The organism is Neobacillus drentensis (assembly GCF_036965245.1).
Lineage (GTDB): Bacteria > Bacillota > Bacilli > Bacillales > Cytobacillaceae > Neobacillus > Neobacillus drentensis_G.
Window position 1 is genome coordinate 64,730 of the sequence record NZ_JBALPG010000051.1, and the last position, 20,066, is coordinate 84,795.

Genomic DNA, 20,066 nt, shown 5'->3' on the forward strand with positions numbered 1-20,066 from the left:
GTATTAGGGATTCTATTTTACTAATTGAAAGTGAAAAGTGCGTAAACTGCAAGGATTGCACGGATATATGTCCAGAACAAGCTATCGAAATAAATCCAGATTTTAAGAAAAGAAGTGAATTCCATGCAACTTTTCACATAAAGGAATGTCGGGATTGTGGAAAGTCATTTCATACTTTTCAGCCAGAAACTGAGAAATGCCATATTTGTAAAGACAGGGACCCTGAATGGTTAAGTCCTTATCTATAGGGAAATAAGCAAAAAACGCCAGAATTTCTCTGGCGTTTCTTAAAATAAAAAAACACTAGTAATTGTAGTGTCATTTGAAAGAATATGTATGGAGGAGAAGATGAGATTCGAACTCACGCAACGGTCGCCCGTCCTAGCGCATTTCGAGTGCGCCCCCTTATAACCACTTGGGTACTTCTCCACTTGTCGTATTGGAGCGGGTGAGGGGAATCGAACCCCCGCCGTCAGCTTGGGAAGCTGAAATTCTACCATTAAACCACACCCGCAATACTCAAAAGTAACAAAAATATTATAGCATAATAATCGTCATTTTGGTACAAGAAAATTTGGTATGACCTAGCATGAGTGTGACGCCTCTAAGAAACCATTTTTAATTGATTTCTTTAAGAAACCCTGCAAAATCTATATAAGGAAATTTATAAAAGTGCTGAGGAGGGTTTCTCAGCACTTTTATTAGGCTTCAGCTTTTGGTTTTATCGACATGAATGCCACAATAGCGGCAATGATACTTAGGCTGCTTAGTAAAATGAAAATCCAATGGTTTGAATGGTTCATTAACACAGCAATAATTGGAGGACCTGCTGCGACTCCGATGAATCTCGTTGAACTGTATATCGATGTAATGGTGCCGCGTTCTTTCTTCTCAACTCCCTCGGTTATTAAGGCATCCAAACAAGGGAGGCCTAATCCAATCCCTACTCCACTGATTAAAAACATGAAAATCATATACCATAACTTGATGGAAAACCACAGTGCCCCAATCGAAAGAGCTGTGACGACAATACCGCCAAAAGTTAACCATTTCATCAATACTTTATTCTTCTTAATTACTTTTCCACTTATAAAAGACGATAAACATAATGCTCCCAGCGGTAATGCTAAAAAGAATCCTTTTTTGATATCTTTTATACCATATTCTTTTTCAAATATTTCCGATAGATAAAACAATATGCCAAACAAAACAAGCATAAGGATGCCGCCTATAAAAAAGATGGCAAATAGCCAACGACCTTTTTCAGTAAAGGTTTTTTTTACATTCACAAAAAAATCTTTAAATGGAATTGGCTTCTCTTTTGTTTTAGGACACTTAACCAAAAAGGTCATCATTAAAACGGAAATGGCACAAAATATTGGAAAAGAGAAAAAGGGTAAAAACCAAATGAATCCTGCAAGAAAAGCCCCTAAAATTGGGCTTAGTACTTTCCCGAAAGTATTGGATGTTTCAATCAGTCCTAAACAGCTGCTAACGTCATCATCATTTTTAAACATGTCGCCAACTAGCGGCATGACAATAGGAGCTGCCCCGGCTGCTCCAACCCCTTGAAGAGCCCTGCCGGATAAAATAAGCCAATAGGCATCATCCAGCTTCCATGCGGCCCATCCAGAAATAAGCCCGCCAATTCCAGCAATAATAAGGCTTGGGATAATGACCTTTTTCCTACCGATATGATCTGATAAATATCCTGCCACTGGAATTAAAAAAATCGCAACAATGGAATATACGGTAATAATCATGCTTGTTTGAAAGGAGGAGATTGATAATTTTTTTTCCATAGAAGGTAATACAGGTATCAACATTGAATTTCCTAACGTCATGACTAAGGGAATGGAAGACAGCGAGACAATTGCCCACTTTTGCTTAGATACCTCATTCGATCGCTTTTGACCAGCTGCCGATGGTTTCCTATTACCAGCCCGTGGATTTTGACCTAATTGTTCAATATGTTCCATGAATCTTCTATCCCGCCTTCATTTTTGCTGTCAAGCGAAAGCCGCATCTGCGCTTACGCTTTCCATATTCGCTATTGTTAATATTCGCTTGTTAACTTAAAAATAACAAAGTATAAGGTATCCTTTAAATGGAAGGACGAAAATTAATAAGTGACAAATCGAATTGTAAGCCTTAAATGGTATAATTGATTTTTGAATTTTAGGAAAATAAATACTTGACATTGGTGATCAAGTTTTATAGGATAAAAATTAATAAATTTAATCGTTTTTGGCATTGACGAAGAGTAGTACCTTATACGGATTCTTTAGAGAGCTGATGGTTGGTGCAAATCAGTGTAGACGTTTAAGTGAATGGACTTCTGAGCCCCCAAACCGAACCGTCCAATAAGGATTAGTAGGCTTTGGCGAAGATCTCATCGTTACAAGAGACAGATATTAACAGCTTTATGCTGCGATATCGGTAAAGTGAGCTTATTCTTAGCTAATGAAGGTGGCACCACGGGTCTTCCGTCCTTTTTGGATGGAGGGCCCTTTTTGTTTTGAAAGTTCAATATTGAAAATCGTTGAGCAAGAGGAGTACACAAATTTGATTCTTTCCAGAGAGTCGGGACAGGTGGGAACCCGATATGAATGGATTTGTGGAATGGACTTGCGAGAGACATCTTGAACTAAAAGTAGGGATGCACGGAGTTCCACCGTTAAAAGGATAGGATATCGAACGAACTATGTTTCTGTATCCGAAAGAGGAAGCAGATTTTTCCTGCTTTAAATGGAGGTGGCAACACGGTCAAAGAATCGTCCTCTATATGCGTAAGTGATTGCGCATATAGAGGACGATTTTTTTATTTTTTGAAAGGAGTTGTAACATGAAAGCATTAAATGGGTTTATTATACAAGAATTAAAAGGTGATACATTGACTCCTATTTCGATTTTACAAAAAATTAGTGGTACCAAAAAATTTTTATTAGAAAGTTCTCATAAGTACAATGACTCGGGGCGATATTCTTTCATCGGTACAGACCCTGCCTTTGAACTCATTTCTAAGGGGGAAATGAGTGAAATTCTTTATCGAGATGGTGAAAAGAAGGTGTTGAAAGGAAACCCTTTAGAGGTATTGAAGGAACTATTACCTACAAGAATTTTTGAAGAGCCGGGTTTTCCCTTCACAGGAGGTGCTGTCGGATATGTTGGCTATGACATTATCAGAAAGTTTGAAAGCATTGGAAAGGAGTTTTCAAACGGGATAGAAATGCCTGATGTTCACTTAATGTTTTATGAAGAGGCGATTGTGTTTGATCATCGTGAAGAGAAGGTAATCATTTGCGGGCTGCCGCTATCGGAAACGAGCAATGCGGAAGCAATTGAAAATCGGATAATGCAAAGGATTAAAGAACTAAAACAACCGGATTATTACCGTGAAGAGGAGCCTTTTCATTTTTCCGGATTCGAATCAGAGACGTCAAAAGAAGTGTTTATTAAAAATGTTGAAATGGCCAAGGAGCATATTATTAAGGGTGATATTTTTCAAGTGGTACTCTCAAGACGAATGAAATCTACATTTCAAGGAACGCCTTTATCACTTTATCGAAGGCATCGAAGCCATAATCCAACCCCATACATGTTCTACCTTGATTTTGATGGATATACCGTAATTGGTTCATCCCCGGAAAGCTTAATAAAAACGAGGGGTAAAACGGTGATTTCGAACCCAATCGCCGGCACAAAGCGTAGAGGGAGAACAATTAAAGAAGACGACCTGATTGAAAAGGAACTGATAAAGGATGAAAAAGAGATTGCAGAGCATCGAATGCTCGTTGATCTCGGCCGGAATGATCTCGGGAAGGTTTGCGAATTTGGTTCAGTTCAAATTAAGAAGTATATGACAGTGGAAAAATTCCGTCATGTTATGCATCTAGTTTCAGAAATTAGCGGACAGCTTCATTCTGAAAAAACGGCATTAGATGCCCTTTCCGCCTGCCTCCCAGCTGGAACTGTTTCAGGAGCTCCTAAGGTGAGAGCAATGGAAATAATAAATTCTCTGGAAAAATCAAAACGCGGTCTATACTCAGGTGCAGTTGGTTATGTATCGGCTAATGGAAATATGGATTTTGCCCTTGCCATTCGTACGATGATTATTAAAGATGGTACAGCGATTATTCAAGCAGGTGCAGGAATTGTCCACGATTCCAACCCTGAGTCAGAGTATGAAGAAACACAAAATAAATTAAAATCCTTTCTGGAGGGTGGGCGATGATTTTACTGATAGATAATTTTGACTCATTTACATTTAATCTGTATCAATATTTGGGTGAATTAGGAGAAAAAGTAATCGTTTATCGAAATAATCAGTTGAATATGGAACAAATCAAAAAAATGAACCCGAAAGCCATTATCCTCTCACCCGGCCCAGGAAGACCTGAGGATGCAGGTATTTGCATAGAACTGATACGAACCTTTTTTAAGGAGGTTCCCATATTAGGCATTTGTCTCGGACATCAAGCTATTGGTGCTGCTTTCGGAAGTGATATAAGGAGGGCTACTTTTATAAAACATGGGAAGACATCATTTATCACTCATCAAAGTATTGGTTTGTTTTCTAACCTAGCCTCACCATTAGAAGTGATGCGATATCATTCCTTATCAATTGAAAAAAGCAGCATAAAGTCACAGTTAGAAGTCGTCGCATATTCAAACGATGACAATGAAATAATGGCAATTAAACATCCTATATATCCTATTTATGGATTGCAATTTCATCCGGAATCAATAGGAACACCAACCGGTAAACAAATTTTAAAGAATTTCTTACTTGAAATTGAAAGGAAGAAGCCAAATGAAGAATTTATTACTCCTGTTAGCTGAAAGACAATCTTTTACTGAAAAGCAAATGAAAGATGCCGTCGATTTTATCTTAGGAGAAGAAGTTTCAGAATCAGAAATTGCTGCATTTTTAATGGGGTTAAAATCAAAAGGAGAAACAGTCGAAGAAATTGCCGGGATTGTGAAGGCATTGAAGGATAATACATTGATATTTAACCGAAAAATTCCGAATGTTCTTGATAATTGCGGGACTGGTGGAGATGGTTCATCTAGCTTTAATGTCAGTACTACATCTGCTTTTGTTATCGCAGGAGCTGGCATCCCTGTTGCTAAGCATGGTAATAGGAGTATTTCGAGTAAAACGGGAAGTGCTGATGTGCTAGAGCACCTAGGGGTAAATTTAAATTTATCGGCAGAAAGAACTGAAGAAATCCTAGAGGAAATTGGCGTAACGTTTTTATTCGCTCCACATGTTCATCCAAAATTAAAAAAGGTCATGGCCGTCCGCCAACAATTGAAGATCCCAACTATTTTTAATTTTATCGGCCCATTATCAAACCCAATTGACCTAGACTACCAATTACTCGGTGTTTATCGCAGGGATTTAGTAAATGTGTTTGCAGAAGTGCTGCAAAGGCTTGGCCGTAAACGTGCTGTAGTAATTAATGGAGCCGGCTTTGTGGATGAGGCTTCCCTTCAAGGGGAAAACCACTTTACCCTTTTGGAGGATGGCAGCATTACAAATCATTCATTTTATCCCGAAGAAATGAACCTCCCGCAATTTGACAACAGTTGTATAAAAGGCGGAGATTCAAAAGAAAATGGAGAAATCCTTGTTAAAGTCTTAAAAGGGCATAAAGGGGCCCACAGGGATACGGTAGTACTCAATGCAGGTATCGGAATTTTTACTGCTGGAAAAGCTGACTCCATTAAAGAAGGAATTGAATTAGCAAAAGAATCGATTGATACAGGTGCAGCATATGAAAAATTAACAGCTCTCATTGAAAAATCACGAGCAGACAGGAGAGAGGCGATATAAATGGAAACAATCCTGGAACGGATCATTGAACAGAAGAAGAAAGAGGTTTTGCTTCTTCAAGAAGGTAAGCAAAGGATTCCACAAACAGAATACCGAAAAAGGTCTTTTATTCAGAAGCTGCAAGACGCGAATGAAATATCTATTATAGCTGAATTTAAACGCGCTTCACCGTCAAAGGGAATCATCAACAACGGAGTTGAGCCTGCCAGGCAGGCAGCGATTTATCAAGAACTTGGTGCATCGGCCATCTCTGTCTTAACAGATCAACCTTTTTTTAAAGGGGCATTTTCTGATTTGCGAATAGTTCGCGAGACTGTTGACCTGCCTATTCTTTGTAAGGACTTTATCATCGATCCGTTGCAAATTGATGCAGCCGCAGCAAATGGAGCGGATTTGATATTGTTAATTGTGGCAGCGCTGGATGAAAATCAATTAAGTGAGTTATACCTTTATGCTAAAGCAAAAGGCCTTGAGGTTTTGGTAGAGGTTCATAATCAGGAAGAACTAGAAAGGGCTCTTAAAACTAATGCTTTGCTAATTGGCGTCAATAATCGGGATTTAAAAACCTTCCAAGTATCACTAGATGTAACCGAAACTTTGGCATCTACAGTAAAAAAATCTGGTGCTTATCTTATTAGTGAGAGCGGTATCCACCATCAAAAGGATGCTGTGCGAGTTAGAAATGCCGGTACAAATGGAATTTTAGTAGGAGAAGCCTTTATGACTAGTCCTGATGTGAAAAAAACCTTTTTTGACCTTCGCCAGCCGATTCAAGAAGGAGCAAAACAATGAAAGTGAAAATTTGTGGAATAACGGATGTTCATACAGCCATTGCTGCCGCACATTACGGTGCAGATGCCATTGGTTTTGTGTTTGCTGAAAGTAAGCGTAAGATATCGATCGAAAAGGCAAAAGAAATCGTTTCTTTTTTACCACCAGATGTATTAAAGGTCGGCGTATTTGTAAATGAATCAAGGGAAGAAGTTGAAAGGATTGCCTCTTTTGTCGGATTAACACATATCCAATTACATGGGGACGAACCCACATCATTCAGTGAGTCGATTTCATTACCCGTAATTAAAGCTATAAGCTTTCAAAGTAATGATGGTTTAGCTGTTTTTAATCAATTTCCATCGGAGTATATTTTACTTGATGGACCAAAAGGAAAATACTGTGGGGGAAATGGTACAGCATTTGATTGGAATGAAGTAAATCCATCACTTTTGGAAGAAAAAAAAGTCATTCTCGCAGGTGGTTTACAAGTGAGTAATGTGGAACAGGCGATAAAAATAATTAATCCGTATATGGTGGATGTAAGCTCCGGTGTTGAAACAGATGGAATAAAGGATCTAGTAAAAATAAAAGAATTTATTGAAAAGGTGAAAACTTTAGGAGGGAATGGAAATGAACACCTATACATTACCAAATGAGAAAGGCCATTTCGGAATTTTTGGGGGAAGATTTGTTCCAGAAACCTTAATGAAGGCTGTCATAGAACTAAATGAAGCGTATGAAGAAGCAAAAAAAGACCCTTCTTTTCAAGCAGAGATCGCGAGATTGTTAAAAGAGTATGTTGGGAGAGAGACCCCATTATATTTTGCAGAAAACCTGACGAACCATGCTGGAGGAGCAAAAATTTTTCTTAAAAGAGAAGATTTGAACCATACAGGAGCACATAAAATCAACAACGCTATTGGTCAAGCATTGCTTTCGGTTAGGATGGGGAAGAGAAGAATTGTTGCTGAAACGGGTGCGGGACAGCATGGTGTGGCGACAGCAACTGTTTGCGCCTTATTAAATCTCGATTGCATCATTTTTATGGGTGAGGAAGACATTAAACGACAGGCTTTAAATGTCTTTCGAATGGAACTCTTAGGTGCTAAGGTTGTTGGTGTGACTTCAGGCAGTGCCACTTTAAAGGATGCAGTCAATGAAGCACTTAGATACTGGGTAGCCAATGTCGATGATACCCACTATCTACTAGGATCTGTCATGGGACCACATCCCTTTCCTGTGATGGTAAGAGACTTCCAAAGTGTAATTGGCAAGGAAACAAAGGTACAATTTCTTGCCAGAGAAGCTAGCCTTCCAGACGCAGTCGTTGCCTGTATCGGCGGCGGCAGCAATGCGATGGGGATGTTTCATCCCTTTATTGAGGATGAGGAAGTACGTTTATATGGGGTAGAGGCTGCAGGTGCGGGGGTAGAAACTGATTTTCATGCCGCTTCGTTAACAAAAGGTAGACCAGGAGTTTTACATGGCGCCTTAATGCATCTATTGCAAACCGAAGATGGTCAAATTCAAGAAGCCCATTCTATTTCTGCGGGACTAGATTATCCGGGCGTAGGACCGGAACACAGCTATCTTAAGGATAGCGGAAGGGCAAGCTATTATTCTATTACAGATCATGAAGCATTGGACACGTTTCAACTTTTATCAAAGCTTGAAGGAATTATTCCAGCACTTGAAAGTGCCCATGCCGTTGCTTATACGATTAAGCTTGCTGCAGAAATGAAAGATACACAAAGTATCGTTGTTTGTTTGTCGGGCCGTGGTGATAAAGATGTGGAAACGGTGAAATCTTGGTTTGAAGGGAGAAATGAACATGAACCGTTTTGAACAAACCTTTTCATTATTAAAGGAAAATAACAAGAAAGCCTTCATCCCCTACATTATGGCGGGGGATGGAGGGTTAGAGTCCTTGGTTTACCGGATGTCATTGCTAGAGAGGTTCGGTGCTGCCGCAATTGAGGTCGGGGTTCCTTTTTCCGATCCTGTAGCAGATGGACCCACCATTCAACGGGCTGGGCTTCGAGCTCTTGAAAATGGTACGACATTAAAGGGAATCATTGCAGAACTAGAAAAAGCAAGGGAGATTATTTCTATTCCTATCCTCCTTATGTCTTATATAAATCCAATTTATTCCTATGGTATAGAAAAATTTGTCCAGGAGATTCGAAAAGCTGGGGTAGATGGTTGTATTATTCCTGATCTGCCGATTGAGGAAGAGGATATTATAACGCAACAGCTTGAGGCAGCACAAGTTGAACTTATTCGACTTGTTACACTTACAACACCTATCGAGCGAATCCGAGTAATCTCGCGTAAAGGGAAAGGATTTTTATATACTGTTACCGTAAAGGGGATAACAGGGGAGAGAAATAAATACGACACAGATTTATATAAATTTTTAAAAACTGTAAAAGAAGTAAGCCCTATTCCCGTGATGGCTGGATTTGGTATTTCGAATGAAGAGCAAATAGCTGAACTAACCAACTACTGTGATGGGGTCATCGTTGGCAGTAAAATTGTTGATTTATTTGAACAAAATTGTATTAGCGATATGGAAAAATTAATGTCTAGTTTCAAACAGAAAACAAAACTATTTTAATAATTAACGTCTACTTCAGTCTGTTGGAGTAGACTTTTTGGTGTTTACTGATGACTAGGATCTTCATTTTCTTGATATGAACGGTTATCTTCTTTATAATATGTATATACTTATCAAGTAAAAAAACGCATGACGATCGTTTTTTTATGCTGATATATCTTCGCATGAAACTTCCAGTAGTGGAAGTTTTGTTTGTTTTTTATAGATATTGATTTGCACGGCTATGATTATTTTTTCTAGGAGCGTAATGTTATGAAGGAAATAACTGTTGAAGAACTGTTTAAATTAAAGGAACCGATTATCATTGATATTCGTTCACCGATTGAGTTTAATGATGGCTCAATTCCAGGAGCCATCAATGTTCCTTTATTTTCAGATGAAGAACGACAAGAAGTTGGAACTATTTACAAACACGAAGGGCAGGCAGCGGCCAAATGGAAAGCGATGGAATTTGTTTCTCCGAAAATCCCTTTGCTTTTAAAGACAATAAAATCCTATCAAACGAATGGAGAATTAGTCATCCACTGTTGGCGCGGCGGGATGCGCAGTAAAGCGGTAGTGACCTTTTTAGAATTTGCCGGTATTTACGCATGGCGTTTACTTGGTGGCTATAAAGAATACCGTCATTACATCCTTGAAAAAATTCCAACTAGTATTCCTAATCAAGCTGTTGTCCTTCATGGGATGACAGGTGTTGGTAAGACTGAAGTATTAAAAATACTGGAAAAGAAGGGTTATCCTGTTCTTGATCTTGAAGAAATGGCAGGCCATCGGGGGTCGATATTTGGAACGATAGGCCTTGGAGATGGTCATAACCAAAAGATCTTTGATTCCCTTTTATATAAGGGATTACTTGAAATAAAGGAGAGCGAGTATTTTCTTGTTGAGGCGGAAAGCAAACGAATTGGTAAAGCGGTTCAGCCAGAGGAACTGATGGATGTAAAATTTAAAGGGGTTAATATTTATATTCATTCATCACTCGAACAAAGGGTTAAGCATCTTGTATCTGAATATGTAGTAAAATATGAACAGGAAGCTTGGTACCATGATAAAATTTGTTTAGGAATTGAAAAGGTATTAAAGCGTGTGAAAGATGTTGAGATTAGAAAAAGGCTTATGGAAACACTTCATGAAAAGAATTACCAAGAAATGATCACTATTTTACTCGAACAATATTATGATCCGCGCTATGACTATGCGAGACAAGAGTATGAAGGTGAATTTTTTGACATTTTCGCTGAAAATCCTATTGACGCAGCCGCAAAAATTGCAGCTAAACTTGATGAGTTATCATTTCTACCTCTTTTGGCAGCAAATAAACAATAATTTGAATCCAAAAAGACCTTCTTAGGTCTTTTTTTATTTACATCAATTTCAGGCTCGATTTTTTGTGAAATGATAATTGTAATAAAGATGGCTTATAGAAATATATGGTCTAATAAGGGGGTTTGATGTATGAAAAGACTAAATATTGAAAATTTGATCATGTCCATGCTGTAGAAGAGAAAAAATGGCTGATTGAAAAAAACGAAGCTAGAAGTACTTCCTGCTTGAAGGGTAACAGAAAAACCGCTGAACTATATCAGCGGTTTTTAAAATGTTTTGTTACTAGGTACGATTTTTAAACGGCTTTAATCCACGACGTTGAATTTCATCTTTTAAAATCTTAATCCATTCCTTTTCCTTTCCAGATTTTAACGCATCCCGATAGGAAACAACCAACTGCTCGTTACTCATAATTTTCAATTTGAGAATGACCTCCTTGGAAAATGGATTAAATATTCAGTTTTTATTATTGTAATGGTTTTTCATGGTTTTGAGAACTCTTAATTAACATATTTAATAAAATGGTCACAAATCGTTAAAGAACTTGTATTTCAAAAATATTGAATATTCACATAAATGTGGTAACATATTTTTGTAAGCGTTTTAATATATTTATTTGGTTTTACATCTATCTTAGGGGGATGAATAATGTCGTCAATATTAAATGTTACCATTGGAAAACTTTTAGAAGAAAAAGCAGAATTACATCCAAATCATCCAGCAGTTGTATATTCAGATCGAAATTTAAGATGGACTTATCGTGAATTTGATGATATTTGCCGAAAGGCTGCTAAAGGTTTTATGAAGCTTGGAATTGACAAAGGAGAACAACTCGCTGCTTGGTCGACAAACACCCCTGAATGGCTGATAACCCAATTTGCTACAGGTAAAATGGGTGCGGTTCTCGTAACAGTTAACACAAACTACCGTACAGCTGAACTCGAATATCTTTTAAAACAATCTGATACAACAACGATTATTTTAATGGATACTTGGAAGGATGCTTCTTATATCGATATGATTTATGAAATTGTTCCAGAATTGAAGACGTCGGAACCAGGAAAGTTGAAAAGCAGCCGTTTGCCTTTTCTTAAAAATGTCATCGTCCTAGGTGATAAAAGGTATCCTGGCACATTTTCTTGGAACGACATTATAAAGCTTGGAGAAACAGTTTCAGATGAGGAATTAAATGAACGAATGAATTCCCTTGCTCCAGATGATGTCATCAATATGCAGTATACCTCTGGGACAACGGGGTTCCCAAAAGGGGTTATGCTCACCCATAACAATATCGTTAATAATGGCTTTAATATTGCGGGTTGCATGAAGTTGACTGTGGCTGACAGACTTTGTATTCCTGTTCCGTTTTTTCATTGCTTTGGATGCGTCCTAGGAACGATGGCGTGTGTAACTGTAGGGGCCACAATGGTACCAGTACAGGAATTCAACCCGAAAAGAGTTTTACAAACAGTTCAGGATGAAAAGTGTACAGGCCTTCATGGTGTTCCAACGATGTTTATTGCCGAATTAAATGATCCTGATTTTGAAAGCTATGATCTTTCATCGTTACGAACAGGAATCATGGCGGGATCAAACTGCCCGATTGAAGTAATGAAGGCAGTCATCGAAAAAATGGGGGCAGCAGAAATAACCATCGCTTATGGTCAAACAGAATCATCACCTGTTATCACGCAAACAAGGACTGATGACCCGATAGAGTTACGGGTTGAAACAGTTGGTAAAGCATTGCCAAACGTAGAAGTGAAAATCGTCGAACCTGGAACAGATAGAGAGGTTGCACTCGGTATGCAGGGGGAGCTTTGTACAAGAGGATACCATGTTATGAAAGGGTATTACAATAATAGGTCAGCTACAGGTGAGGCCATTGATGCAGAAGGTTGGCTGCATACAGGTGATTTAGCTGTCATGGATGAAAATGGTTATTGCAAAATTACCGGCCGGTTAAAAGATATGATCATTCGAGGGGGGGAAAATATTTATCCTCGAGAAATTGAAGAATTTCTTTATACTCATCCGAAAGTTATTGATATCCAGGTTATTGGGATACCAGATAAAAAATATGGAGAAGAAGTAATGGCTTGGATTATATTAAAAGAGGGTGAAACGGCTGATGCCGAAGAAATAAGGAATTTTTGCAAAGGGAAGATTTCCAAACATAAAATTCCTCGTTACATTGAATTTACTGATGCTTATCCAATGACTGCTTCAGGGAAAATTCAAAAATTCCGTCTTAAGGAAAAAGCGTTAGAACTGGTTAAGAAATAATATTTTCCATCAAATGATTAAGTCGATAGATATTGTTGCGCATCACCTGCTGTATTGATTATACTAGTACATAGACAATACTGAAAGGAACGATGGCAGCAATGATTCATATGACTTGGCGAGATCGGGAAACACTAAAAAAAGTAAAATGCGTTCATACAGATGCAAAAAAATACCTTGTCAATAACGCTTTAACAGTCGGTAACGTTTATGATGTTAAGAATGAAACAGAAGAGTTTTATTACATCATTGACAATACCGGAAAAGTAGGTGGGTTTTACAAGGAGTATTTCCAAGATGCTTAATCAAAAAGACTGCAAGGGGGGCCTGCAGTCTTTTTTGAATTGGGAAATAAAAAAATAAAAGCAAGTGGAAAGGGTCAGACCTCCATTATGGGGGTCAGCCCCTTTTCGTTTTGAAGTCAGTCTTTTTATGATTTTCTTAACAATTAGCGAGCATTTGGGAAAACTTTTGTGATGGTATCTGAAAACTCATTGAAGAAGCCGGAAACCGGTTTTCCATTTCGAATATCGTTGGTATAGTCATTCATTTGATCATAAAAATCTGGGTTAACTGATACATAAACATTGTCGATATCAGAATCGACTGATTTAACTGCTCGAGAAATTTTATTCTCGATATCTGTTGTCAATTCATTACGTGATGAAGGATCCAGCTTTGCTGCAACGAAGGCATTATTTTCGGTTACAAGGATATTCGCACGGTCAACTTCAGGCAGGTCAGTTACTTTATCTGCTGCTTTATCAGCAATTCTAATTTTTGATTGATTGGTTCCAACATTATTTCGATTATCATTACGGACATTCATAACGTTGTCACGATTTCGATCATATCCCCGGTCGCTTGTATCCACACCTGTGATTGCAGGTCCACCGGTATTAGGGGTGTTATAATTTACCCTGGTTGGTTCTGTTGTATTTTGATTACGGTAGGCGACATCATCATTAACATTTTTAGTTGCACAACCAGATAAATACAAACTAAATATGAGGGTTCCAATAACAAATAAGCTTTTTTTCATCTTGTTTAAGCACTCCTTTAATCTTAGTTGTACAAAAATAGCTTGTCTATTTTAACAAGGGACTATGCTGCCAACATTTTGGTAATAAAAAAAGTTATGATAAAATTAACTTGATTTGAATCATTCACTGGGGTGTTAAAATTGGTTTACTTTTTTGTTGGATTGGGTGGAGTTGCAGGCAGTTTACTCCGATATTTTTTATCAATTTTGACTGTACATTTTTGGGGAAAAGAGTTTCCAATAGGCACTCTTTTCATCAATCTAACTGGCTCATTTTTACTTGGATGGATGACAAACTCGTTGGTAGTACCAAAAAAGCTGCACCCATATTTATTAACTGCACTTACAACAGGTGTGATAGGTTCTTACACGACCTTTTCTACTTTTTGTTATGAAACGGTACATTTATTTGAAACAAGAAAATACATATTTGGATTGCTGTACATAGTCATTAGCTTTTTTGGAGGTCTTTTTTTTGTTAAGGCTGGGAAGAAAATAGGTGAAATTGGGAAGTAAGAAGAGGGGAGACTCACATGAGCGAAATCCTATTAGTTTCAGTAGGTGGATTTTTTGGAGCAATAAGCCGGTTCGCTGTCAGTAAGCAAGTCCAAAATCGGAATAAGTCGAGTTTTCCTGTAGGTACGTTAATAGTAAATTTAATTGGCGCTTTTTTATTAGGGCTGTTAATCGGGATGCAAATGAAGGGAGAGCTTTATTCCTTGTTTGGAATAGGATTTATGGGGGCATTTACGACTTTTTCCACCTTGATGCTTGAGTCAGAGCAGTTAAAAGCTGCAGAAAAGAATAAGTTTTTTTACAGTTATATTGGATGTAGCTACTTAATCGGAATATTTCTCGCCTTTTGTGGACTAAAGATAGGAAAAATGTTATGAAAAAAGAAGCATTCATTCAGAAATGCTTCTTTTTTCATAATTTTATTTTTGTTTTACTGGAGTATTTTGTACAGTTTTTGATGATTTATACATTCTATGACTAACCATCGTTTGGACGGTTAAGAATATTCCGCCAACTACCCAATAAAGCGGCAAAGCTGCAGGGGCACTAAAGGAAAACATCACAATCATCAATGGTGACATGAGTCCCATGAATTTCATTTGTTGCTGCTGAGCTACCGGCATATTTGATTGAGAAACCTTAAATTGAAAGTAATAAACAAGGCCAGCGATGATCGTGATAATGATATCAGGCTGTCCTAAATTAAACCATAAGAATTGATGAGTGGCAATTTCTTTTGAACCACGAATGGCATAATAAAAAGCTGTTAAAATTGGCATCTGAATTAGGATTGGTAAACAACCCATGTTCAGTGGATTGACACCATGTTTTTGATAAAGGCCCATCATTTCTGCTTGAAGTTCTTGCTTCTTCTTAGGATCCTTTTCAGTCTTCAGGTTCTTTTGAATAACATCCATTTCAGGTTTTAAAACATCCATTTTTTCTTTCATAGCCATTTGGTTTTTGTATTGTCTTAACATTAACGGCATGAGGATAAGTCTGATAATGATTGTGAGGATAATGATCGCTAATCCATAGTTTCCATTGAATAGTTCAGCTGTTGCATGAATAATGTATGAAAAAGGATGGACAAAATAAGTTTGAAAAAAACTGTCACTACTTCCATTTTGTGTTTGTGATGAGCAAGCCGATAATAATAAGGTTGGTAATACTAAAAGTGCTGCTAGCAAGATTGAAGAGCGTTTCGTTTTCATATTTCCTCCTAATAATGTTGTCTGAATTGTTTAAGTGAAAAGGAAGGAAATGGGTTCCTCTGAATCATCCTGAGAGCATTCTTTTCTACGAATATATTTAACAATTCTTTTCAGAATAAAACTTCCGTTTAACCCGTTTCTTTTACGGTAAAAAACCAACGGGTGAATAATTTTTGTGTTTGCAGGATCAGATAGGGACCCAATAAAAGAATATTCTACACCCCATGCCCATAATAATTTTAATGTGATTCCGAAGTAAATGCTCACATAAAGTGCGTTTAAGGCATTTATATCTGAAATATCAATAAGCAATTGAATCAAAAATTATCACCTCACTTAAATACCAATGATATGAGTATATAGGAGAAATGGCAAAGAATCAATTTTATCTCTTCGAATATGCCAAATTATGAAGACATTGCTAATAGTTTATTAAGTTAAAAAAACACTAATTCCAAAATGGAATTAGTGTTTGGCTGTTTTATTCCAATGGGCTGTAAGCATAAGCTTTGCATGTTCCACTTTTTCCTCAGTGGGCGGCTCGATATGTTTTAACTGATATTCGTGGCCAAGTGCTTCCCACTTATAAACACCAAGTTTGTGGTACGGGAGAATCTCTATTTTTTCGACATTTGCAAGCGTCCCAATGAATTCTCCAAGCTTTTGCAGGTCTTCGGGATCATCTGTAACCGAAGGAACAAGGACGTGGCGTACCCAAATAGGAACTTTCCGATCGGATAAAAATTGGGCAAATTCAAGAATGTGATCGTTCGCCATCCCTGTTAGCTTAATATGCTTTTTCCGGTTGATATGTTTTAAGTCAAGAAGTACTAAGTCTGTATACTGCAAAAGCTCTTCAAGCTGTTCAATGAAAAGCTTTGAATGAGAGAAGCAGCCTCCAGATGAATCAATAGTGGTATGAATCCCTTTCTTTTTACATTCCTTGAATAATTCAGTAAGGAAAGGAATTTGTAATAAGGGCTCGCCGCCGCTCACTGTGATACCGCCACCGGAGGCTTCAATGAAAGGGAGATAGCTCATTAAGTCATCCATGATTTCGGAAACGGTCATTTGTTTGCCCGAGCCGATTTCCCATGTATCTGCGTTGTGGCAAAACTGACAGCGCAGCAGGCAGCCTTGAGTAAAAATAATATAACGAATCCCAGGGCCGTCAACAGTTCCTAATGTTTCGACAGAATGAATATTTCCGTTCATTATGATAATCTCCTCTCATTTTTAAAGCAGGAGCCCCCGCAAAGAAGGGGAGCCCCTAAGAATTCTAGTTAAAGTGATTCGTGGAAAGTTCGGTTTATTACGTCTAGTTGTTGTTCTTTTGATAATTTAATAAAGTTTACTGCATACCCTGAAACACGAATCGTTAATTGCGGATATAATTCTGGGTGTTCCATTGCATCAATTAGTGTTTCTCGATTAAAGACGTTTACATTTAGATGATGTCCAGTTTTCATAGCGTAGCCATCTAAAATGGAAACTAAATTACGAACCTGGCTTTCTTCTTCTTTTCCAAGTGCTTTAGGCACAATCGAGAAGGTGTTGGATATTCCGTCCATTGCATAGCTGTATGGAAGCTTGGCAACAGAGGATAGGGAAGCTAAAGTTCCTTTCGTATCACGTCCATGCATTGGGTTAGCACCTGGAGCAAAAGGTTCACCGGCTTGGCGTCCATCAGGTGTATTACCTGTTTTCTTTCCATATACCACGTTCGAAGTAATAGTAAGAATTGATAATGTATGCACTGAATTACGATAGCTTTGGTGCTTGCGAAGCTTTTTCATAAACCTTTCGACAATTTCAACAGCAATGCTGTCAACACGATCATCGTTGTTTCCGTATTTAGGGAAGTCACCGTTTACTTCAAAGTCTATTGCAATACCGTTTTCATCACGGATTACTTTGACTTCACCGTATTTAATGGCACTCAAGGAGTCCGCGACAACACTTAATCCGGCAATACCTGTTGCCATTGTACGTAGAATTTGTGTATCATGTAAAGCCATTTCAATACGTTCGTAGCTGTATTTGTCATGCATGTAATGAATAATATTCAAGGTGTTAATATAAAGACCTGCAAGCCATTCCATCATGTTATCAAATTTTTGCATGACTTCTTCGTAATTTAATACATCTGACGTAATTGGCTGATATTGCGGTCCAACTTGAATTTTTAACTTTTCATCGACTCCGCCGTTAATAGAGTAGAGTAATGCTTTTGCAAGGTTTGCACGAGCACCAAAGAATTGCATTTGTTTGCCGATTTCCATCGCCGATACACAGCAGGCAATTCCGTAGTCATCGCCATATTCCGGACGCATAATCTCGTCATTTTCATATTGAATGGAGCTGGTTTTAATTGACATTTTTGCGCAATATTTCTTAAAGTTTTCAGGTAGCTGTGTTGACCATAATACTGTTAAGTTTGGTTCTGGAGCAGGTCCCAAATTATCAAGTGTATGAAGGAAACGGAATGAGTTTTTTGTTACCAAAGGTCGTCCGTCAAGCGCCATACCGCCAATAGATTCTGTTACCCATGTTGGATCACCGCTAAATAATTCATTATAATCAGGTGTACGAGCAAATTTTACAAGACGAAGCTTCATAACAAAATGGTCGACTAGTTCTTGTGCTTCCACTTCTGTTAATGTTCCGTTTTGTAAATCTCTTTCAATATAGATGTCAAGGAAAGTAGATACGCGGCCAAGACTCATCGCTGCCCCGTTTTGCTCCTTGATAGCTGCTAAGTATCCTAAGTACACCCATTGGAAGGCTTCTTGAGCAGTTTCAGCAGGGCGGGAAATATCAAAACCATAACTGGAAGCAAGTTCCTTCAGTTCTTTCAATGCACGGTATTGCTCGGAAAGTTCTTCACGTAATTGAATATTATCTTCTGTCATTACGCTGCTTGTATTTTTAAAATCTTTTTGTTTTTCTTTCATTAAGAAATCAATGCCATACAATGCGACACGGCGATAATCCCCGATAATACGACCACGTCCATAGGCATCTGGAAGTCCGGTAATGATTGCAGCCTTACGAGCCTTCACCATTTCTTCTGTATAGGCATCGAATACACCTTGATTATGAGTTTTTCGGAACTCAGTAAAAAATCTTTCGATTTCAGGGTTTAATTCGTATCCATAAGCTTCACAAGCTGCTTTTGCCATACGTATTCCACCGAAAGGCTGCATTGAACGATTAAAAGGTTTATCAGTTTGCACACCGACTACCTTTTCAAGGTCTTCATTAAGATAACCTGGTCCATGTGAAGTGATGGTAGAAACTGTTTCAGTGTCCATATCAAGGACACCGCCTTTTTCGCGTTCTTGCTTTGTTAATTCCATTACTTGTTCCCATAATTTGTTTGTTGCGTCGGTAGCAACGGTTAGGAAGGAGTCATCACCTTCAAAAGGTTTATAGTTTTTCAAAATAAAGTCGCGTACGTTTACCTCTTTTGTCCATGTACCTTTCATAAATCCTTGCCATTGTTCCATTATTATTCACCTCTTAAATTTTTTAGAAAATATATAACAGATTAGACATTTATATCTTAGTTCAAGTATAACAGATAGAATGTGAAAAATGTCACATAAAATGAGATGAATTGTTAAGAAATTGTGAAGTGTTGTAATGATGGGTTTTTTGAGGGATAAATCTGGAAAGTATGGAAATGTGTTTGTAAGTGGGAGTGGAACTGTACTATAAAAATGTTTAAAAAAATAGAAACTGTTATATAAGACAAAACCAATAACACCAACGTATTAATAGTAAAAATATATATAACATTCCCCTTTGAAGAATGAAAAAAGCAGGAAGAATGAATCCTGCTCTTAATCAACTACTATATACGCAATCATTGGGCCATCATGGGCTCTGTCAGAATGAACTTCACATATTAACCGATAGGTTCCTTCTTTGTCGAATTGAAGTGGAACAATCGTTTCCTCCCCTTTATTCACAGTCCCCTTAATATCTGTCCCTTCAATATAAAATGGATGCTTTTCACCGTTAATACCGCTAATAAACAGCTTTACTTTTTCTCCTTTTTCAATGATAACGGTGCCTGGATCCCAGCGGTACGATTCTATTTCTTTCCCATTTTTCAATGTGGTCTTGAATTCTCCCGTAACCATATGAATCTCGCGGATCTCTTTCTTGGTTTGTTGGTTAAATACAGTGGTATCTCCAGCTTTTAACATGAACCAGGCTGAAATACTGGCAAGTACTACACCAACAGCTAAAAAGAAAAGCAGGGTTCCCTTTTTAAAGACTAAGAATGTCACAAAATAACCTCCTCGATAATTGTCCAATTGGAAAGTAGAACATATCTAATAGGAATAAGTACACTAAGGAAAGCTTTGAAGCAGATGTATTGCAGTATAGAAGCTGTGCTTTTCGAGGAACTACACTTCAAGAACCGACCTTAGGGACTCGCCA

General features: G+C 37.9%; 21 protein-coding genes, 2 tRNA genes and 2 other annotated features. Of the genes, 13 read left to right on the forward strand and 10 right to left on the reverse strand.

Translation table 11 applies throughout. The features are described from left to right. Nucleotides 1–248: 4Fe-4S dicluster domain-containing protein (locus V7150_RS13185; RefSeq protein WP_335518759.1), on the forward strand; the 248-nt coding region annotated here is incomplete at its 5' end. Between the two features lie 89 nt (nucleotides 249–337). On the opposite strand, the gene V7150_RS13190 is transcribed toward V7150_RS13185, so the two are convergent. The 3 genes from V7150_RS13190 to V7150_RS13200 all read right to left on the reverse strand — a co-directional run bounded on the left by V7150_RS13190 (nucleotide 338) and on the right by V7150_RS13200 (nucleotide 1,979). Next, nucleotides 338–429: transfer RNA gene (locus V7150_RS13190), tRNA-Ser, on the reverse strand. An 11-nt stretch (nucleotides 430–440) separates the two neighbouring features. Further along, nucleotides 441–514: transfer RNA gene (locus tag V7150_RS13195), tRNA-Gly, on the reverse strand. 187 nt (nucleotides 515–701) lie between these two features. After that, nucleotides 702–1,979 (reverse strand): MFS transporter, encoded by a 1,278-nt coding sequence (locus tag V7150_RS13200; RefSeq protein ID WP_335518762.1) that lies wholly within the window; start codon nucleotides 1,977–1,979, stop codon nucleotides 702–704. A gap of 265 nt (nucleotides 1,980–2,244) precedes the next feature. Next, nucleotides 2,245–2,497, forward strand: a binding site (T-box leader). Nucleotides 2,498–2,533: 36 nt separating this feature from the next. Further along, nucleotides 2,534–2,785 (forward strand) — a binding site (T-box leader). Nucleotides 2,786–2,845: 60 nt separating this feature from the next. On the opposite strand from V7150_RS13200, the gene trpE reads away from it, so the two are divergent. The 8 genes from trpE to mnmH all read left to right on the forward strand — a co-directional run bounded on the left by trpE (nucleotide 2,846) and on the right by mnmH (nucleotide 10,556). Continuing rightward, nucleotides 2,846–4,234 carry an anthranilate synthase component I gene (trpE, locus tag V7150_RS13205; RefSeq protein ID WP_335518765.1) on the forward strand — a complete coding sequence of 463 codons (1,389 nt, stop codon included), beginning with the start codon at nucleotides 2,846–2,848 and terminating at the stop codon, nucleotides 4,232–4,234. Next, nucleotides 4,231–4,842, forward strand: coding sequence for an anthranilate synthase component II (locus tag V7150_RS13210; RefSeq protein WP_335518768.1), 612 nt, complete (start codon nucleotides 4,231–4,233; stop codon nucleotides 4,840–4,842). Before trpE ends, V7150_RS13210 begins: the two co-directional genes overlap by 4 nt. Beyond that, a complete protein-coding gene (trpD, locus tag V7150_RS13215; protein WP_335518771.1) occupies nucleotides 4,814–5,839 on the forward strand; it encodes an anthranilate phosphoribosyltransferase in 1,026 nt (341 codons plus the stop codon). Before V7150_RS13210 ends, trpD begins: the two co-directional genes overlap by 29 nt. Next, nucleotides 5,840–6,631, forward strand: coding sequence for an indole-3-glycerol phosphate synthase TrpC (gene trpC / locus V7150_RS13220; RefSeq protein ID WP_335518774.1), 792 nt, complete (start codon nucleotides 5,840–5,842; stop codon nucleotides 6,629–6,631). Then, complete coding sequence (locus tag V7150_RS13225) at nucleotides 6,628–7,269, forward strand: phosphoribosylanthranilate isomerase (RefSeq protein WP_335518777.1); 642 nt, start codon at nucleotides 6,628–6,630, stop codon at nucleotides 7,267–7,269. The genes trpC and V7150_RS13225 overlap by 4 nt, the downstream gene beginning before the upstream one ends. Next, nucleotides 7,244–8,458 carry a tryptophan synthase subunit beta gene (gene trpB, locus V7150_RS13230; RefSeq protein WP_335518779.1) on the forward strand — a complete coding sequence of 405 codons (1,215 nt, stop codon included), beginning with the start codon at nucleotides 7,244–7,246 and terminating at the stop codon, nucleotides 8,456–8,458. Before V7150_RS13225 ends, trpB begins: the two co-directional genes overlap by 26 nt. After that, nucleotides 8,445–9,230 carry a tryptophan synthase subunit alpha gene (trpA, locus tag V7150_RS13235; RefSeq protein WP_335518782.1) on the forward strand — a complete coding sequence of 262 codons (786 nt, stop codon included), beginning with the start codon at nucleotides 8,445–8,447 and terminating at the stop codon, nucleotides 9,228–9,230. Before trpB ends, trpA begins: the two co-directional genes overlap by 14 nt. A 252-nt stretch (nucleotides 9,231–9,482) precedes the next feature. Further along, a complete protein-coding gene (gene mnmH / locus V7150_RS13240) occupies nucleotides 9,483–10,556 on the forward strand; it encodes a tRNA 2-selenouridine(34) synthase MnmH (RefSeq protein WP_335518786.1) in 1,074 nt (357 codons plus the stop codon). A 282-nt stretch (nucleotides 10,557–10,838) separates the two neighbouring features. Here mnmH and sda read toward each other — a convergent pair whose 3' ends face one another. Beyond that, on the reverse strand, nucleotides 10,839–10,967 hold the full coding sequence (sda, locus tag V7150_RS13245; RefSeq protein WP_420490287.1) for a sporulation histidine kinase inhibitor Sda: 129 nt from the start codon (nucleotides 10,965–10,967) through the stop codon (nucleotides 10,839–10,841). 246 nt (nucleotides 10,968–11,213) lie between these two features. Here sda and V7150_RS13250 point away from each other — a divergent pair, with 246 nt between their 5' ends. Together V7150_RS13250 and V7150_RS13255 are read left to right on the forward strand one after the other, a co-directional pair. Beyond that, nucleotides 11,214–12,842, forward strand: coding sequence for an AMP-binding protein (locus V7150_RS13250; protein WP_335518871.1), 1,629 nt, complete (start codon nucleotides 11,214–11,216; stop codon nucleotides 12,840–12,842). A gap of 101 nt (nucleotides 12,843–12,943) precedes the next feature. After that, on the forward strand, nucleotides 12,944–13,147 hold the full coding sequence (locus tag V7150_RS13255; protein ID WP_335518792.1) for a DUF6501 family protein: 204 nt from the start codon (nucleotides 12,944–12,946) through the stop codon (nucleotides 13,145–13,147). A gap of 143 nt (nucleotides 13,148–13,290) precedes the next feature. On the opposite strand, the gene V7150_RS13260 is transcribed toward V7150_RS13255, so the two are convergent. Continuing rightward, nucleotides 13,291–13,884, reverse strand: coding sequence for a YhcN/YlaJ family sporulation lipoprotein (locus V7150_RS13260; RefSeq protein ID WP_335518796.1), 594 nt, complete (start codon nucleotides 13,882–13,884; stop codon nucleotides 13,291–13,293). Nucleotides 13,885–14,025: 141 nt separating this feature from the next. Here V7150_RS13260 and crcB (V7150_RS13265) point away from each other — a divergent pair, with 141 nt between their 5' ends. Together crcB (V7150_RS13265) and crcB (V7150_RS13270) are read left to right on the forward strand one after the other, a co-directional pair. Further along, entirely contained in the window at nucleotides 14,026–14,400 is a 375-nt protein-coding gene (gene crcB / locus V7150_RS13265) for a fluoride efflux transporter CrcB (protein WP_335518799.1), read from the forward strand. Between the two features lie 17 nt (nucleotides 14,401–14,417). Continuing rightward, the gene (gene crcB, locus V7150_RS13270; RefSeq protein WP_335518802.1) at nucleotides 14,418–14,777 is read left to right on the forward strand and encodes a fluoride efflux transporter CrcB; all 360 of its coding nucleotides are present in this window, start codon (nucleotides 14,418–14,420) and stop codon (nucleotides 14,775–14,777) included. A gap of 42 nt (nucleotides 14,778–14,819) precedes the next feature. On the opposite strand, the gene yidC is transcribed toward crcB (V7150_RS13270), so the two are convergent. The 5 genes from yidC to V7150_RS13295 all read right to left on the reverse strand — a co-directional run bounded on the left by yidC (nucleotide 14,820) and on the right by V7150_RS13295 (nucleotide 19,912). Next, entirely contained in the window at nucleotides 14,820–15,614 is a 795-nt protein-coding gene (yidC, locus tag V7150_RS13275) for a membrane protein insertase YidC (RefSeq protein ID WP_335518804.1), read from the reverse strand. 30 nt (nucleotides 15,615–15,644) lie between these two features. After that, nucleotides 15,645–15,935 (reverse strand): hypothetical protein, encoded by a 291-nt coding sequence (locus V7150_RS13280; protein WP_335518807.1) that lies wholly within the window; start codon nucleotides 15,933–15,935, stop codon nucleotides 15,645–15,647. A 144-nt stretch (nucleotides 15,936–16,079) separates the two neighbouring features. Beyond that, on the reverse strand, nucleotides 16,080–16,832 hold the full coding sequence (gene pflA, locus V7150_RS13285; RefSeq protein ID WP_335518873.1) for a pyruvate formate-lyase-activating protein: 753 nt from the start codon (nucleotides 16,830–16,832) through the stop codon (nucleotides 16,080–16,082). 65 nt (nucleotides 16,833–16,897) lie between these two features. Then, on the reverse strand, nucleotides 16,898–19,123 hold the full coding sequence (gene pflB / locus V7150_RS13290; RefSeq protein WP_335518810.1) for a formate C-acetyltransferase: 2,226 nt from the start codon (nucleotides 19,121–19,123) through the stop codon (nucleotides 16,898–16,900). Between the two features lie 336 nt (nucleotides 19,124–19,459). After that, the gene (locus tag V7150_RS13295; RefSeq protein WP_335518812.1) at nucleotides 19,460–19,912 is read right to left on the reverse strand and encodes a cupredoxin domain-containing protein; all 453 of its coding nucleotides are present in this window, start codon (nucleotides 19,910–19,912) and stop codon (nucleotides 19,460–19,462) included. Nucleotides 19,913–20,066 lie beyond the last annotated feature (154 nt).